We start from the raw sequence: 16,732 nt of genomic DNA, 5'->3' as shown, positions 1-16,732 counted from the left end.
GTAGCGGGCGCCGCGGACAGGTCCGGAGGTCAGTGGAGGGTGGCGGTGAACGTGCGGCCGTAGGCGTGGCGGGTGGCCGCCCGCACGAGCGTGCCGCCGGGCACCCGCCGCACCGTGACGCCCTCGTCGGCGGTGACCAGCCGCAGCGACCGGCCGTGGATGACGACGGAGACGCTGTCGCGCTTCATCGTCGGGTCCGACAGGGCGACCGTCGTACGGCTGCCACGCCGGACGATCACGGACGCGGGGCCGTCCACGACCAGGCGCTCGGCGTGGCGAGGGCCGTCGGCGAACACGTTGGCCGCGACGAGGCCGAGCCCTTCGTGCTTGACCGCCTGCACGTGCCGGTCGTTGGCCAGCACCTCCGGAGGCGCGTAACCGCGCATGCGGGCCTCGGTCACGTTCGGCACCAGCGCGTACGCGACGGCCGGGACGCCGCCGTCGGCGGGATGGGTGATCGAGGCGGTGAACACGTTCTTGGTCACCGCCGTGTCCGGGTTGGACGCGCGGACGACCCGGCGGCTGCGCGTCACCGTCTCCAGCCCGGCGGCGACCGGCTGCCTGGTGAGGAAGGCGTAGCCGATCGCGGTGCCCCGGGCGGCGTTGGCGTAACGCAGCCAGCGCGGCGGCGTCGCGGCGCCCGGCTGCCAGGCGCCACCGTCCCAGCCCTCGCCGGTGAGCGCGACGGTGTCGCCCGGGGCGGCGATGCGGCTGTCGACCGTGGTCACCGCGCCGCGCCCGCCCTGGCCCGAGACGCCCGCCACCAGCACCACGACCTCGTCGTCCAGCATGAACCACGACTTGGTCGCCCGCGCGTTGCGGTAGGCGACGAAGTCGGCGGGCAGCACGCCCTCCTGCTTGGCGGTGTAGGCCACGTCGTCCGACTGCACCATGCCCGCCACGCCGTACGCCCCCAGCGTGGCCCCGCCGGAGAACGCGTTGCCGCCGCGCGGGAAGTACACGTAGGTGTTCTGCGACTCCGACGACGAGGTGAAGCCGAGCGGGTGCCCCGGGTTCTCGTACCAGAACCGCCCGTACAGGTCGGGCACCGTCCGCCGCTCCTCCACCGGCGCGGTGACCCCGGCCAGCCGGTACGGGGAGACGGCCGTGTAGTAGTCGACGCCGAACACCTCCCGCTGGTCCTCGCCCGCGAGGTAGAGGTAGTAGGCGCCGTCGCCCTGGAACCAGGGCATCAGGTTCTCGCCGTTCATGTACTCGTACTTGCTGATCCGCTCCGAGCTGCGCGCCAGCGCGAACGCGTGGCCGGGGCGGCGGTGGACGGCGCGGTCCATGGCGTTGAACGCCACCGAGCGCTCCGGCGCGTTCAGGTCGGCGGCCGGGACGGCGGTGTCGGCGCGGATGTCGGCGTAACGGGCCAGGCTGACCGGCGAGACGAACGCGGCGGTGTCGGCGGCCGGGAGGTGGCGGACGTACTTCTTCAGCGCGAGCGCCTCGGCGGCCCCGACGTGGCCGGTCAGGTCGGCGATGGCCTCCACGATCACGCCGACGTCGGTGTAGCCGGTGGTGGTGCGCGACACCGCCCGCCCCTTGACGATCTCCATCATCCAGCCCTCGAAGATCAGCGGGGCGAACCCGTCGGCCACCCACCGGTACACCACCTGGGCCAGCCCGGCCCCGCCGTCGCCGGTCGCGCCCTCCAGCATCTTGAGCGTCTGCACCACGCGGGTGAGCAGGATGCGGCCGTAGGAGCCGGTGTACGCGACCGAATGGTGCTGGATGAACGAGCCGTCACGGTAGTAGCCGTCGGTGACGCCGTGCTTGAGGGCGTACGGGTCGATCGTGGCGAAGACCGTGGCCTGGTCGGCGACGGCCTTGCCGACGCGGACGTCGTCGCCGGTGAGCGCGCCCTGGAGGATGCGGTTGGCGGTGATGTCGGCCAGGTTCGCGCCGGTGTGGAAGCGCGAGTCGAGGTCGACGTCGCCGTTCTTGCCGTTGCGCAGGTAGGCGTCCATCGTCGGGAGGTAGGTGGCGGTCAGGTCGCCGCGCACGGCTTCGGGCAGCAGCACCAGCGTCCGGGTGACGTGGGTGGGGATGCCGATCTCCCAGTTGTGCCAGTTGCCGTAGTAGCCGGCCGCCTGGTCGCCGAAGTGGCGCTCGTGCAACCAGCGCAGGCCGTCGGCGACGCGGCGCTGCGCCGTGGCGTCCCCGTCGAGCTCGCCGCCCGGGGTGCGGGCCGCGAGCGCGATCTCGTACAGATACTGGTACGCCTGCCGCAGGTTGACGTCGTTCGAGCCGAGCGCGAGACCGGCGAACAGCTCGCCGTCGCCCGCCTGGTCCATCGCGGTCAGCCGCTGCGCGGCGGTCCTGACGATCGCGGCGACCTTGCCTACGACCTCGGGGCGGGCGTTGACGTCCGGGGTGCCGGCGAAGATCGACACGGTGTTGGCCAGCAGCCGCGCGTGATCCGTACCGGCGAGGGCGGACACGGCGGAGGCACGCGCGGGAGAGGTCAGGGAGAGGAGGCCGGCGGCGGGGAGCAGGGAGAGAACCTGGCGGCGGGACATGTGCGGCACGGCGGGCTCCAGGCCGTTGGTGGATATGCCGCGCTCACCATACATGATCTACATTTGCCCGCCCAGAAGCGGCAGGCAGGGGCCATCATGCGCCCAGTGCCGAGAAGAGGCCGGCACGAGCACCACGTAGCCGAGGATCACCCGGCCACCGCCAGGCCGTGCCCGCCCCTGAGCCCCGGCCTCGTCTTGCCGGTGGCCGCGTGCCCCAGCACGATGGCCACGATCGACGGGATGCCGAACAGGCACCCGCAGCCGATCAGCCCGATGATCCCGAACACGAGGCTGGCGGTGGCGAGTCCCGACGTCGGCGCCTGCCGGCCGTGCGGATCGCCCTCGTAGACGGAACTCATGCGGCCTCCGATCAGGAATGACCATCAGGCCGCCAGAGTCCACCACTTCGGGCACCCGTTCAAGAGCCCGCCGCGAGCGCGGCACCGGCTCCGTCAGCCCTGTTCGGCCTGCTCGGCCCGCTGCGCGTCCTTGGCTCCGAAGGCGTACGAGAGCGCGACGCCGAAGCAGAGCGCCAGCGACACGCCGAGCAGGAGGTCACCGATGGTGGTGCCGAAGCCGAGGCCGATCGCCGTGCCGGCCGCCATGCCGAGCTTCCAGTTGGGGGAGGTGGTCTGCTTGTTCGTCATGCCCATATCCTCGCCCGGCGCGCAGTCCCGGAAATAGATCATGCTGTCACCGGCTGCGAATGACAACTGTCATCCCGTGGACTCTCGCGTATGGGATTGAGCGGGGTGTGCATGGACCGTCTCATCCCAGGTGCGTCATGATTCCAGCATGCTCGTTCTGCCTCTCCTCGCTCTCGTGCTGCACGGCGCCCTCGCGGGCCTCTTCTACGCCTTCTCCATGTCCGTCATGCCGGCGCTCAACGCCGTCGAGCCCGCGCAGGCCGAAACGGTGATGCGCAGCATCAACCGCAAGATCCTCAACCCCTGGCTCTATGTCGCGTTCATCGGGGCGCCGCTGGTGACGCTGGTGGCGGGGCTGCTGGCGGACGGCCCGGCGGCGATGTGGTTCTTCGTCGCCGCCGGGGTGAACTTCGTCGGCTCGTTCCTGGTCACGGCGGGCATCAACGTGCCGATGAACAACGCCGTCGACGCGGGCACGCTGCCGTGGAAGGACTACTCGCCGCGCTGGGTGCTCTGGAACACCGTGCGGGCCGTGGCCTGTTTCGCGAGCCTCGTCCTGGTCGGCGTCGGCCTGGTCAACCTGTGATCAGCGGGCGGCCCACAGCATGCCGCGTTCGATGACGGTGCGGACGCTGTCGTGCCGCAGCACGTCGAGGCTGTGCCCGGGGGTCGCCACGAAGATGCGGCCGTCGCCCCACCGCCGCGTCCAGATCGCCGGCGAGGTGACCTCCCGGTGCCACGGGTCCCACGGCCGGACCCGCTGCGTGGTGGTGGCGAGCACGTCGACGTAGTCGTCCGTCAGCACCCAGTACTGCTCGGTGACCAGGTCGAAGTCCGCGATCCCGGCCGTGATGGGGTGGTCGGCGGCCTCGGGGAGCATGTTCACGGTGTACGGGACGAAGTTGTGCTCCTCGGTGCCCGCGCCTTCCTCGTCGGGGTGCCTGCCGGGATGGCAGGCGAACTGGCCGCCGATCAGGTGCAGGTAGTCGGAGGAGGCGCGGAAGGAGTCGGCGATGCCGCCGTGCCAGCCCGCCAGCCCGGTCCCGGCGCGGACGGCGGTTTCCAGCCCGCGCAGTTCGTCCGGCTCGATCGTGCCCATCGTGTAGCACTGCACGACGAGATCCACGCCGGACATGAACGACGAATCCGCATAAACGGCCGGCGACTCGGCCCGGTGCACCTCGTACCCGTTCTTCTCCAGGAAGGGGATGAACAGCTCCGTCGCCTCGACCGGCACGTGCCCTGTCCAGCCGCCCCTGACCACCAGTGCTCTCATGCGCCGATCGTCGCACCACCGGGCGTGCCCGGGCGAGAGCGGGAGTGCAGCTAGCTGCACCCCCATTCTGAGCCCAGCAGCATTCCAGCCTCCTGACCTGGCCGGTTACCGTCCAGGGGTATCCGGCTGAGGAGGACCAAGGCATGCAGGGCATTCCCACATCATCGGCGGAACGGGCGCCCGCGCCCGACCTGGCTCGCGGGATCATGCTGCTGGCCATCGCGCTCGCGCACGCCCCGCTCTACGTCGAGACGGTCGGCCGGGGGCCCGGCCTGCTCAACGACGTCGTCGGCGTCTTCCACCAGTTCTTCGTCAACAACCACGCCCGGCCGCTGTTCGCGTTCCTGTTCGGCTACGCGCTGGTGCAGTTGTCGCAGCGGCAGGCGGCGCGGGGCGGCGAGCCGGCGGCCGTGCGCAAGCTGCTGCGCCGGCGCGGGTGGTGGCTGGTCGCGATCGGGTTCGCGCACGTGGCGGTGCTCGTGCCGCTCGACATCCTGGCCGTGTACGGGATCACGTCCGTGCTCCTCGCCGGCCTGGTGCGGGCCAAGGACTCGACGCTCCTGGTGACCGCCGGGATCGTCCTGGTGCCCAGCACCGCCCTGGTCGCGCTCGCCATGTGGTTCCCCATGTCGCAGGGCAGGTCCACGTACGAGGCCGGAAGCATCGCCGCCGGCACCAAGGGGTTCGCCGAGCTGCTCGCGGAACGGCTGACGGCCTGGCCGTTCGCGCTGGTCGCGGGCGTCTTCATGGTGGTGCCCGGGGTGCTCGCCGGCGTCTGGGCCGCCCGGCGACGGCTGCTGGAGGAGCCCGACCGGCCGTTCCTCGTCCGCGCCGCCTGGGTGACGACGGTCGTGTCCGTCGCCGGAGCCCTCCCGGCCGCGCTCATGCAGACCGGGCTCTGGGCCGGCCCCTCGGCCGCCGCCCTGTGGGCCGCCGCGATCGCCCAGCCGCTCACCGGCTACGCGGGCGGCATCGGCATGGCCGCGATCATCGCCCTCGTCGCCCTGCGGCCCGGCAACGCCGTGTCCACCGCCGTCCAGGCGCTCGGCCAGCGGTCGATGAGCTTCTACCTCTTCCAGTCGATCGTGTTCGTCGCCGTCTTCTTCCCGTACGGGCTCGGCCTCCAGGACGACCTCGGCCTCGCGGGCGCCTCGGGCGTGGCGGTCGCCACCTGGGTGGCGTCGATCGCCGCCGCCGAGCTCATGCGCCGGGCCGGGCACCGCGGCCCCGCCGAGATCCTGCTGCGCCGCCTGGCCTACCGGGCTCCGGCGGCGGCTGCCCGCCCTGATCGAGCCGCCGATCGAGTCTGAGCCCCAGCTCGATCAGCTCACACCGCAGCGAGTCGTACTTCTCCCGCATCTCCGGCTGGGCCGACCTGAACTGCTCCCCCATCTGCAATCGCGCCCCGGGCAGCTCGACGCCGAGCGCCGCGAACTCCTGGTCCAGCTCCCCCGCGCCGCCGCCACCTCGGCCTACACCCGGGTGACGCCCATCCACGTGGCAGCGACGTCGGCCTCGATTCCGCGCAGCCGCTCGCGGATCTCCTGCATGTCGGCAGGCCGTACCTCGCCAGTGCGCAGCACCGACTCGACATTGCTCATACGGAGCTTCAGGCTGAGAATCTCCGCCTCAACGTCCACGTACCCCTGCCTTCGCGGATAGCCGGAAGAAGCCCACCTCGCCACGATGGGCCGCGCTGTCTGTGCCTTGGTGGCAAGCCCTCCAGCCCCTGCGACCCCCACAGCCTCCCAGGGTGCGATTTCCTCCACCGGATGCTGGCATATCCCAACCGATAGGAACGGATGCCTACCGAAACGCTGCCGCAGCTCTGGCCGATAAGCCCAGACAGCATCCGCTCGGGGAAGTGAGTGTCCATGGCGTCTCGCGCATGGTTGGTCCGGCTCGGCGAAACAGGGCAGCGGGAGAGCGCGGCCCTGGAGAAGGGGCAAGCGATTCTGGGATGGTCGAAACTTGGCGATCTCAGCGCATGCCAGGACCGCACCGACATCGCGAAGATGCTGCAGGAGGCCTACCAAGGTGAGGGCAAGGCGACGCTGTCCAACTGGACCGGACAGTTGTGGCGGTTCCTGCGGGAGATCCAGGAGGGCGACTTCGTCGTGTGCCCTCTGAAGACGAAGCAGGCGGTCGCCATCGGCCGGGTCACCGGGCCTTACACCTATCGAGGCGAGGCTGAGCCCGGCTTCCGCCAGGTGAGGCCGGTGCAGTGGCTGCGTGCCGACGTACCGAAGAGCGCCGTGGAGCAGGATCTGCGCAACAGCATGAGCTCCCTGCTCACGGTGTGCGCACTTAGCCGCTTCGGGGCTGCCCGCCGGATCGGGCGCCTCGTCGAGGATGGTGTCGATCCCGGGCCCACCTCGGACGAGATGACCATGCTGGAAGGCTTCGCGACTCCGCACGAGCTCCTGAGCGGGGTCGTCTCCAGCGGTTCGGGAGAGCCGATCCGGTTGACCATCCGCGAGTTCCTCAAGCGGTGGGGAGTGACGCGCCGCACCGCCGCCTCGGTGGCGCGCATCGAGGCGGACCTCGCCGCCATGGGGGTGACGACGCGGCCGTCCTTCACCGAGGGGTGGTTCGACCACGTCATCGAGCTCCTTCCCGTCGGTGAGGAGCCCGACGGTACGAGCCCGGTCCCCTCACAGGCGCTGCGCGCCGACGTCGAGGATGCGCCCGATCTGCCCGCCATCACGTTGCGGGTCGGCCAGTTGGAGTCGGCCAACAAGGGTGTGGTCTGCGTACGCGCCGAGGACGGGATCAGCATCGCGCACACCAAGATGCTGAGCGGCAAGTATTCGCAGCTCGCGGTGATCGACGAGAACGGGATCCTGCTCGGGGCAGTGAGCTGGGAGTCGATCGGCAAGGCCACCATGCGGAAGACGGCGGTCCAGACCGTCTCCGACGTGATCGACCGTGCCGCCGCATCGGTGGATCATCACCAGGATCTGCTGAGCCAGGTGACGGAGATCTACCACAAGGGGTTCGTCTTCGTCTGTGACTCGGACAGGAGGGTCATCGGCATCATCACGGCGGCCGATCTGACCCAGCAGTTCGGTCAGCTGGCCCGGCCTTTCGTCCTGGTCGAGGAGGCCGAGCGGCGGTTGCGGAGGCGCGCCGACGAGGTCTTCACCCTCGACGAGTTGCGGGCGTCCGCGCTCAAGCCTTCCAAGATCACCTCAGCGAACGATCTGACGTTCGGCGCGTACAAGCACCTGCTGAAGTCACCGGCGCACTGGGATCGCATGGAATGGCCGCTCGATCACGCGCTGTTCCTGGAACTGCTCGAGGTCATACGTGGCGTCCGGAACGAGCTCATGCACTTTGCCCCGGATCCGCTCGACGCGGAGACTCTCGACAAGGTGGAGGGGTTCATCGAGATGCTCCGGATTGTGGACCCGCGACCCTAGTCAGGGGGTGGTCTGGGGGACGACGCAGTTGTTCTCGGGGGGTGTGCCCAGGGGCCAGGCCACGGTCTTGAGGTGGGGGCGGCCGGTGGCGGCGTCGAGGCGGACGACCGGGAGCGCCTTGTTGTACGGGTTGCCGGCGTTGGTGAGGCAGATCCAGCCGCTGGCTCCCTGGATGCGGTAGGCGGCGTGCAGGCTGGGGAGGCCGTCCTTGATCTGGTCGGTGGTGGGGAGCTCGGTGCCGTAGAGGGCGACGGCCTTGGCCAGTTCGCGGGCGGCGGTGAGGATGACGTCGTGGGTGACGATGGCGCGGCCGTCGGTCAGGTCCACGTTGCCGAGCGCGGCGGCGGACTCGCGGAGCTCCAGCATGGCCTGGCGGGGTTCGGCGAGGTAGCGGGGTACGTCGGGGCCCTGGGCGGTCCAGGCGTCGGGGTGGGCGGGGGCGGCGTACTCGACGGAGACGGCGGGCCTGCCGACACCCGGGTCGCCGCGGAGCAGGGCGCGTTCGGCGTCGCTGAGGCGGCTGGCGAGCGTGGTCGCGTCGGAGCCGGTGATCACGGTGTAGGACTTCTTGCCGGCGCAGTACGTGCCGGCGAGGGTCTTGATGAAGAGCTTCAGGTGGAAGGCCCGGCCGGCGAAGTAGACGAATCGGGCGTTGGACTGGCAGAGGTTGAGCGCGAAGTCGGCGAACTTGTTCGGGGTGATGCCGGCTTCCTCCAGCCCCGGTGAGGCGAAGGTCATGTCCTGCACCCCGGAGCCGGTCCTGCCCTTCCTGGCTTCGGTGAACGCCTGGCGCAGGGAGGCGTTGTAGTTGTCGCCGGGCCGGGTGTCGGCGACGAGCGCGGTCCCGGCGCCCGCGAGGGCGGGGTCGGCGCGGAGCAGGGCGTCGGCCTGCTGCCGGGCGGTCGAGACGACGCGGGTCAGCCCGGGGAACGGGTCCGCCGCCCGGTTCTGGGATTCGGGGTTGGCGAAGTCGCCGGAGGTGACGAGGCCGGCGACGACGGGGATGCCCTGCTGCGCGAGGTGGGCCATCGCCGCACGGGTGTCGCCGAGGCTCAGGTTGAACCCGGCGACGACGCGCAGCCGGGGTTCGCGGGTGACGAGCTTGTCCACGGCGGCGCGCCAGTGGGCGTAGCCGTTCCCGGGGTTGGCCAGGACGAGGCGGATGGGCGGCTTGGCGGATTCGGGGCCGTTGACGCGGAGCTGGGCCAGGTAGGCGCCTTGCACCTCGCTGAGGATCTGCTCCCGTACGGCCGGGATGCCGGACTCCATCGGGATCATCAGCGCGACGGTCGCGTGCTCGGCGGTCGCGATCCGCTCGTTCTCCGCCTCGATCCTGCCGAACACCTCGCGCATGCCCTTGACGGCGGGCATGAACACGTCGGTGCCGTCGGAGACGCCCACGCACTCGGCGCCGATCAGCTCCAGCCCTTCGCCGCAGCTCTCGGGCCCGGACACGACGAACGCGGCGTAGCCGAGCAGGCCCGCCCCGGCCAGCGCGACGGTCGCGGCGGTGACCGGGCCTACGCGCCCGACGCGCTGCTTCCTGGCGGGGGCGCCGGCGCCGAGCGTCACCCGCAGCAGCCTGCTGGGCAGCGGTACGTCGCGGTCGCGGCTGCGTTCCTCGGCGACCTCGCGCCGCCGCGCGAACAGCGCGGGAACGGCCTCGGCCAGCGCGCCGGCCGCGACGGGCTCGTTGTCGCCGCGCGGCGGCGGCGCCCCGCCGGGCGCGGAGGTGGCGATGACGACGGGATGCACGCGCAGGCCGCGTGACTTGCCGTCGTAGGCGGCGAGCAGCGTGTCCCTGATCACGCGCCGGGCGGGCACCCGGTCCACGGCCGGCAGCAGCACGACGGGCCGGCGCGCCCGGTTGAGCCGGCGGAAGAGCCCGTAGTGGGCGTCGATGTCGGCCAGCATCGCGTCGACCAGCAGGAGCTCCTGCTCGTGCGCCTCCTTCTTCCGCCAGGTGGCCAGCTCGCGGATGAGCACCCGGGTGGTGCGCAGCGGCCGGGTGCCGAATCCCTTGGTGCGATACCAGCGCACGGTACGGAAGTGCGGGAACCGGCACGCCCCCGCCACCCGCAGCACGAACCCCACCAGCCCGCCGAGCTGCTGTTCCACGTACGGGTCGCGGGTCAGGCCGCCGAAGCGCTGGCGCACCCGGCGCAGCACGTCACGCCGGGCCTCGCCGATCGCCTGCTTGACCCGTTCCTCCAGCTCGGCGTTGAGGTCGGCCCTGGTGCGCCGCGACTCGTCCGGCTCCCAGGCGACGAGCACCGTGTAGGCGACGGCGAACCGGGGGAACACGATAGGCAGGTGGTAGGCGGGCCGCCCGTCGTAGCCGCAGCCCTGGGCGATGTCGAGCAGCTCGTCGGCGACCTGCTTGGGCGCGGCGGGCACGTCGGCCGGCTCGTTGACGGGCGCGACGCCCGAGTAGGACCGGTGGAACTCCTCCAGCCACGCCCGGGTCTCGGCCTCGCCGCCCTCGATCTGGAGCACCAGGGGGCCGGTACGCCTGCCGTACCGGATCCTGCCGCGCCGGAGGCGGTCCCTGATCGCGAGCTCCGCCAGCACCTCTTGCAGTTCCACCGCCGCCCCCGTGGAGCCCTCGACATGTGCAGGTGGTGAGGACTGTAAAGGCTTCGAAGGTCACCCGCCGGAAATCGGGAAAACAGCCGTCGGCGAACCGGGGCGTGCGGGTGCTCGTTTGGGATTAGGCTCGGCTGTATCCCGGATCACATGAAGGCATCCCCTCATATGGCACGTTTTGGCGATAATCAGCCAGATAACCGAAGACGGTGGGAGCGCATCGGAGAGCCGATGATCGCGGCCGTCGTCGGCACCGTCCTGGGCTTCCTTCTTCAGCCGCTCATCAATTTCTACGACACGCTGCCGCCCTATGTGTCCCTGTTGACGATCGGCGGCATCGCGCTCTTTTTTCTTGCCATATCTCTCATTAGAGTCATTCCGATATTCGTCAGGCGGCATTCACGCATCGCGTCGGGCGTGCTCGTGGCGCTCACCGGCCTGTGGGCGGGCTTCCTGATCAGCCCGGAGCCCGAGCGCGCCTGCCCCGCCCCGACCGAGCTGCGGCTGATCACCGCCCCCGAGAACCTGGCCGGGCTCGACCGGCTCACCAGGCAGTACGTGCACGACAACCGCGACGCCGAGGGATGCCCGGCCGTCCACATGACGGTGGCCGCCGCGCCTCCCCCGATCCACCTGCGTGACGCGTTCGCCAACAACTGGGAGCGCGTCGAGGACCGGCGCGGCCGCCCTTACGCCCGCCTGTACGACCTCCAGCCGGACGCCTGGGTGGCCACCTCCTCGACCGGCCCCGACGAGCTGCGCGGTGACGGCGTCCCCTGGCTCGGCGACGGCGGCTCCGACCTCGTCGTCGGCCAGGACGAGCTGGTTCTGGCGATGACCGAGAGCCGCCGCGAGGAGCTGCTCGACCACCAGAAGTACCCCGACCGCTATCCCCTGTCCGAGGTGTGGGCGACGCTGCGCGACAAGATGGGCATGACGATCGCCCGGCCGTTCCCCGAGACCTCGATGAGCGCGCTGATCGGCACCGACGACCTGGTCCGCGGGCTGAAGCTGTCGCCCGGCGCGTACGAGAAGCTGGAGAACGAGCTCGTCGCCGAAGGGCTCGGCGCCGACACCGTCACCGCGCTGCTGTGCGAGTTCAGCCGGCTGTCGGCGCCCAACGCCGCCGCGCGGGAGCTGCCCGGCGGGCCGAAGATCGCCCTGCTGGTCCCCAGCCACAGCGTCGACGACTACAACGCGGGCCGGGTGCCCGGCTGCGCGGGCACCGGCGGCGGCGAACGGCTCATCGCGGTCCACCACCCGGCGTTCAGCAAGCTCGAATACCACTACGTCGGCGTGAGCCTGCGCGGCCAGGCGTCCAAGGGGCGGCAGGAGCTCGTCAGGAAGTTCGGCGAATGGCTCAAGGCGCGGCAGCTCTTCCCCGGCACCCAGGTAGCGGGCACGGTCAAGGCCGACAAGGGCAGGCTCGCCCAGCTGGAGACCCGGCTGCTCGACCACCTGCGGCCCGAGCTCGACCTGCGGCTGCTCGTCGACACCTCCGGCTCGGCGGACCGGCCCGTACGGGTCCAGGCCGCCGAGGCGCTGCGCGGCCAGAGCCGCATCCTCGGCCCGCGCGACCACGTCGAGGTGCTCGCGCTGGGCAGCCCGGAGGCCGGCGGCCGGGCGGACGTGACCGCGATCGCCGCCCAGAGCACGCGCAAACAGCTCGGCGCCGTGTCCGCCATGATCGAGGACACCCCGTTCGACCGCTGGGACGCGCCCGTCTCCGCCGCGCTCCGCAGGCTCGGTGACCGGGGCGCGTCGGCGGCCTCGCCCGTCGTGCTGCTCACCGACGGCCGCCTGTTCGACAACGAGAACGGCGACGGCGCGGCCCTGGCCATCGGCAGGGCGCTCCAGGACGCCTCCTCGGTCTCCGGCCTGTACGTGGTCGTCTTCGGACAGAACCGGTGCGCGGTGCCGGAGCTGATCGGCACCGGCAAGCCGTACCACTGCGTGCTGGCGGGCGACCGGGTGACGGAGACGATCACCCGGGCGATCATCACGGTTCGGAGCTGGCGATGAGAAGCGAGGACCTGCGCCCCTTCGCGGTGCTGTTCGCGTGCGCGCTCGTGGTGGCGTTCACGATGCGGGTGTTCTGGCCCTCGGGCGCCGCGCCGCCGGCCGCCAAGCCGACGCCGCCCGTCACGCCGGTCCCGGTGCCGACGACGGCCCCCGCCGACTGCGGCGACGAGGGCGCCCTGCTCGTGGCCACCGGCGACGACATCAGCACCGGCAGCGTCCGGCGCGAGAAGTTCGACGAGTGGAACCGCGTCAGGAAGCCGCCCGGCCATCCGCCCGCCAAGCTCCTGGAGCTGTCCGGCAGCACCGACGTGCGGCGCGCCCAGATGGCCGCGCTGGCCCAGGCCGGCAGCTGCCAGTATCACGTGCTCGTGCTCGACCTGGCGTGGGTGGCCGAGTTCGCCAGGCACGGCTACATCCGGCCGATCGACCTGGACGACCCCGGCACGTTCCTGCCCGGCCCGCTGCGGGCGGCCCAGATCGACGGGAAGCAGTACGGCGTGCCGTTCGCCGCCGACGCGCCGCTGGAGTACCGCCGGACCGACGTGACCTCCGGCGGCTACCTGCTGCAGCTCGGCGACAAGGAGGCCGGCACGATCAACTTCCTGGAGACGATCGAGTTCGGCGGCGGGCGGGTGCTCGACGGCGCCGAGCGCACCGGCGTCGTCCTCGACGAGGCGAGCTGGGGAGCGCTGAAGTCGCCCACCCGCAAGGCGTTCGGCACCGGCGCCGACGTGCCCGTGCTGCGCGAATCCCTCCACCTGGACGAGGACGCGAGCACCACCGCGTTCAAGGACGGCTGGGTCGGCGTCCGGCCCGTCTCCTACATGCGCAACTGGCCGATCGCCTACCACCAGCTCGCGGCCGACCCGCGCATGCGCGACGAGCACGGCAAGCTGCGCTTCCAGGTGCACGCCCCGCCGGGGCGCGGCGGCGTCCTCGGCGGCTCGGTGCTGGCCATCTCCGCGCACATCCCCCCGGACAAGCTGCAACCGGCCAAACACCTCATCGAGCACCTCACCGGTGACGAGGTGCAGTCCCACCTGTTCGCCTGCGGCGGCTACGGGCCGGTGCTGGCCTCGGTCTACGACGGCTTCCAGGCGGGCCGCGGCGCGCCGTGCCGGTACGAGGGCGGCGCGGAGATCATCGCACCGACCGCGCAGGAGCTCGCCCAGCTCGCCGCCGCAACCAGGCAGTCGGTCGAGCGGGCCGAGCCGAGACCCAAGTCGCCCTACTACGCCCAGTTCAGCGAGTCGTTCCGGCGGTGCGCGCGCGGCGTGTGGGAGCAGCAGGTGGTACGCGACACGTTCCTGTCGTCGGCTGACATGCTGCGGGAGGCCCTGGACGGCAGGGTCACCGGCGACAGCCCGGCCTGCTGACCGGGCCGCCTTCGTCAGCTCCGGACGTCCTGCGCCGGGCAGGTCACGCGCGTGTTCCACGGCTCGAACGGGCCCTTGGGATTGCGCTTGAACAGCCAGACGTGCAGGTCGTAGTGGATCGCCATGCCGTCCTCGTGCGGCTCCATCGGCCCCTGGAACGGGCGGCCGAGCAGCCGGGGGCGGTCGTCGGCCGTCGCGATGAGCTGGTCACGGTCGTTCTTGAAATACTCGACCGCCCCCAGCCTGCGCCCGCCGCGCCCGTCCGGGACGTAGACCAGCACCTCCGGCCGGTACAGGTCGATGTCCTGGTCCCCGGCCAGCGCGGGGTTGACGTAGTGATAGCCCATCCCGCCGAGCCGCCTGCCGCTCGCGTCCTTGTACGGATGCTCCGCGCAGTTGTCCGTGGGCCGATAGCCGTACCGCTCGGCGACCGGGGGATCGCGGAACTTGGCCATCGCCCGCCGCAACCGATCCAGCCGATCGGAGCGGCCGTGGCGACCGGCGCGGTCAGCGTGGTCGTGGCGGCCGGTGCGGCCCGCGCGGTCGGCGCGGAGTTTCGGCTCCGGCGGCTGGGTGAATGCGGCGCGCTCCGGTTTCACGGTGTGCGCGGTGTGCGCGGTGGCGGCGGGCGGGGGAAGGAATACCGGCCCCGCGCAGGCGGCAGCGAGCAGCGCGGCTGCGATTCTTCTCATGCCCGTTGTTCTCTGCCACGGGTCCGCCCGGCAAACGCATGCCCCGGGTAAAAGAGGGCGCCCGGCGATTATATCGGGGGAATTTATTCCGATTTATAGGCGTTGCGGCGACCCCCGAAGAGGCCGCCGCAACACCCTTCCACCCCCCAGCCACCGAGCGTCCAACAGAACGCCACAGGAAATTCCGCGAACGCTGCGAATGGCGGCTGACAAACGCTCGATCAGCGCCGTCTTCATGAAGCTTCGGCCCCAACAAAGCGCCTGTCAAGCCTGAAATTCCCCGTAATCATCCCACTACAGAATGCTTCGGAAATTCCGCTGACCGGGGGAAAACACCGGAACGGAAACATGAATCATTCAATCGACTGGGGCTCCCACGGGGACGAAGCCGGTGCCCGCCCGATAGTTGGGCGACTGGTGACGGAAGTACGTGTTGTACACCTGGCAGTAGCGGCCACCCCGCGCCAGCAGCGTCGCGTGGTCGCCCTCCTCGACGATCCGGCCGTGGTCGAGCACGATGATGCGGTCGACGTGCTCGATCGTCGACAGCCGGTGGGCGATCACGATCGACGTACGGCCCGCCAGCACCGTGTCGAGACCCTCCTGGATCTGGGCCTCCGTCAGCGGGTCGACGCTGGCCGTGGCCTCGTCGAGCACCACGATCGCCGGGTCCTGCACGAGCAGCCTGGCCAGGGCGACGAGCTGGCGCTGGCCCATCGACAGGGCGCTGCCGTGCTCGCCCACGTCGGTCCGCAGCCCGTGCGGCAGCGCGTCCACCCAGTCGCCGCCGCCCACCGCCGTCGCCGCGGCCAGCACCTCCTCGTCGGTCGCCGCCGGCCTCGGATAGCGGATGTTGTCGGCCACCGTGCCGCTGAACAGGAACGGAGCCTGCGGGACCGCACCGATCTGCCTGCGGTAGGCGGGCAGGTCGAGGCTGCGGATGTCCCGCCCGTCGATCAGCAGCTCACCCGCCTGGAACTCGTAGAACCGGGTGATCAGCTTGCTCAGCGTCGACTTGCCCGCGCCCGTGTGGCCCACCAGCGCCACCGTCTCGCCGGCCTCGATCACCAGGTCGAAGTCACGCAGCACCGGGTGGGCGGCGTCGTAGCCGAACGTCACCTTCCGGAACTCGATCCGGCCCGCCAGCCTGCCCGGGTCGTCCGCCGCCGTCTGCACCACCCGGGGCGGCGCGTCGATCAGCGCGAACACCCGCTCCGACGCCGACAGCCCCTGCTGGAACTGCGACCAGAACGCCGCGATCGACGTCAGCGGGAACCAGAAGAGCGACACCCCCTGCAGGAACAGGTACCAGTCACCGGCCGTCAGCCCGCCGCCGAGCACCGCGTCACCGCCGAACTTCACCAGCGCGACCGACGCCAGCCCCGCCACCAGGAACAGCACCGGGAAGATCGCCGAGAACACGAACCCCTGCCGCAGCGTCACCTGATAGCTCTGCCGGTTGATCGGCCGGAACTCGTCGTAGACCTGCTGCTCCTGGCGGAAGTTCTTGGCCACGGCGATGCCGCCCATGGTCTCCTGGAGATTGGCGTTGACCCGGCTCAGCGACCGCTGCGCCTTACGGGTGCTGGCCCGCGCCAGCCGCCTGAACAGCAGCGCCAGCCCCATCACGACCGGCACCACCAGCAGCGTCAGCAGCGCCAGCTCCACACTCCGGACGAACAGCAGCACCGTGACGAACCCCACCATCAGCACCTGGCTGATCAGGTCCATCGTCAACGTCGACACCGTCGCGAAATCGTCGGTGTCGGACGTCACCCGGCTGACGATCTTGCCGGACGGCGTCTCGTCATAGAACGACAGGTCACGCTCCAGCACCGCGTCGAACGCGTCCTCACGCAGGCGCAGCACCACATCCCCGGTGACCCTGGAGCTGTTGCGCTGCCGTACGTAGTTGAACGCCCAGCCCAGCGCCCCCGCCAGCAGCAGGGCCAGCGTGAGCTGCCAGCCCACCTCGCCGATCGTCCCGTCGCTGATCGCGTCGACGGCCCAGCTCGCCACCAGCGGCATCGCCGCCTGCGTCATCGACGTCAGCACGATCATCGTCGCGACCACGAACATCGCGCCCAGCTTGGGGCGGAAGTAGGACAGGATGCGGCGAAGCAGATCGCGGTCGTTGTAGGTGCGGTCGTAGTCCTCGGCCTCAAGGCCGTCCATCAGGAACCCCA

The 16,732-nt window shown here is 70.9% G+C and carries 14 protein-coding genes; 5 read left to right on the top strand and 9 right to left on the bottom strand.

The annotated features are described in order from the left end of the window. Window positions 1-29 precede the first annotated feature (29 nt). From ACBI99_RS32630 to ACBI99_RS32620, 3 genes are all read right to left on the bottom strand, one after another. On the bottom strand, window positions 30-2,579 hold the full coding sequence (locus ACBI99_RS32630; protein ID WP_375074229.1) for a polysaccharide lyase family 8 super-sandwich domain-containing protein: 2,550 nt from the start codon (window positions 2,577-2,579) through the stop codon (window positions 30-32). A 92-nt stretch (window positions 2,580-2,671) separates the two neighbouring features. After that, window positions 2,672-2,884, bottom strand: coding sequence for a DUF4190 domain-containing protein (locus tag ACBI99_RS32625; protein WP_375074228.1), 213 nt, complete (start codon window positions 2,882-2,884; stop codon window positions 2,672-2,674). 93 nt (window positions 2,885-2,977) lie between these two features. Next, on the bottom strand, window positions 2,978-3,172 hold the full coding sequence (locus tag ACBI99_RS32620) for a hypothetical protein (protein ID WP_357586009.1): 195 nt from the start codon (window positions 3,170-3,172) through the stop codon (window positions 2,978-2,980). 148 nt (window positions 3,173-3,320) lie between these two features. Between ACBI99_RS32620 and ACBI99_RS32615 the strand changes: the two genes are divergently transcribed. After that, entirely contained in the window at window positions 3,321-3,758 is a 438-nt protein-coding gene (locus tag ACBI99_RS32615; RefSeq protein ID WP_219500044.1) for a DUF1772 domain-containing protein, read from the top strand. Here the strand turns inward: ACBI99_RS32615 and ACBI99_RS32610 are convergent, their stop codons facing one another. Then, window positions 3,759-4,448, bottom strand: a complete 690-nt coding sequence (locus ACBI99_RS32610) for a ThuA domain-containing protein (protein WP_246643891.1) — start codon at window positions 4,446-4,448, stop codon at window positions 3,759-3,761. A gap of 143 nt (window positions 4,449-4,591) precedes the next feature. Here ACBI99_RS32610 and ACBI99_RS32605 point away from each other — a divergent pair, with 143 nt between their 5' ends. Then, window positions 4,592-5,758, top strand: coding sequence for a DUF418 domain-containing protein (locus ACBI99_RS32605; protein ID WP_375074227.1), 1,167 nt, complete (start codon window positions 4,592-4,594; stop codon window positions 5,756-5,758). A gap of 162 nt (window positions 5,759-5,920) precedes the next feature. Here the strand turns inward: ACBI99_RS32605 and ACBI99_RS32600 are convergent, their stop codons facing one another. Beyond that, entirely contained in the window at window positions 5,921-6,049 is a 129-nt protein-coding gene (locus ACBI99_RS32600) for a hypothetical protein (RefSeq protein ID WP_375074226.1), read from the bottom strand. A 273-nt stretch (window positions 6,050-6,322) separates the two neighbouring features. Here ACBI99_RS32600 and ACBI99_RS32595 point away from each other — a divergent pair, with 273 nt between their 5' ends. Then, complete coding sequence (locus ACBI99_RS32595; RefSeq protein ID WP_375074225.1) at window positions 6,323-7,870, top strand: CBS domain-containing protein; 1,548 nt, start codon at window positions 6,323-6,325, stop codon at window positions 7,868-7,870. On the opposite strand, the gene ACBI99_RS32590 is transcribed toward ACBI99_RS32595, so the two are convergent. Then, window positions 7,871-10,456 carry a hypothetical protein gene (locus ACBI99_RS32590; RefSeq protein WP_375074224.1) on the bottom strand — a complete coding sequence of 862 codons (2,586 nt, stop codon included), beginning with the start codon at window positions 10,454-10,456 and terminating at the stop codon, window positions 7,871-7,873. A gap of 60 nt (window positions 10,457-10,516) precedes the next feature. Further along, window positions 10,517-10,855, bottom strand: coding sequence for a hypothetical protein (locus ACBI99_RS32585; RefSeq protein WP_375074223.1), 339 nt, complete (start codon window positions 10,853-10,855; stop codon window positions 10,517-10,519). Window positions 10,856-10,873: 18 nt separating this feature from the next. Between ACBI99_RS32585 and ACBI99_RS32580 the strand changes: the two genes are divergently transcribed. Continuing rightward, window positions 10,874-12,478, top strand: coding sequence for a hypothetical protein (locus ACBI99_RS32580; protein ID WP_375074222.1), 1,605 nt, complete (start codon window positions 10,874-10,876; stop codon window positions 12,476-12,478). After that, window positions 12,475-13,854 carry an extracellular solute-binding protein gene (locus ACBI99_RS32575; protein WP_375074221.1) on the top strand — a complete coding sequence of 460 codons (1,380 nt, stop codon included), beginning with the start codon at window positions 12,475-12,477 and terminating at the stop codon, window positions 13,852-13,854. Before ACBI99_RS32580 ends, ACBI99_RS32575 begins: the two co-directional genes overlap by 4 nt. 14 nt (window positions 13,855-13,868) lie before the next feature. Here the strand turns inward: ACBI99_RS32575 and ACBI99_RS32570 are convergent, their stop codons facing one another. Beyond that, a complete protein-coding gene (locus tag ACBI99_RS32570) occupies window positions 13,869-14,546 on the bottom strand; it encodes a hypothetical protein (protein ID WP_357585999.1) in 678 nt (225 codons plus the stop codon). A gap of 357 nt (window positions 14,547-14,903) precedes the next feature. Beyond that, complete coding sequence (locus ACBI99_RS32565; RefSeq protein ID WP_375074220.1) at window positions 14,904-16,721, bottom strand: ABC transporter ATP-binding protein; 1,818 nt, start codon at window positions 16,719-16,721, stop codon at window positions 14,904-14,906. Window positions 16,722-16,732 lie beyond the last annotated feature (11 nt).

Origin of the sequence: Nonomuraea sp. ATR24 (assembly GCF_041950485.1) — a bacterium.
Taxonomy (GTDB): domain Bacteria; phylum Actinomycetota; class Actinomycetes; order Streptosporangiales; family Streptosporangiaceae; genus Nonomuraea; species Nonomuraea ceibae.
The sequence above is the reverse complement of the archived record's forward strand: the minus strand, read 5'-3'. Positions and strand labels throughout refer to the sequence as shown.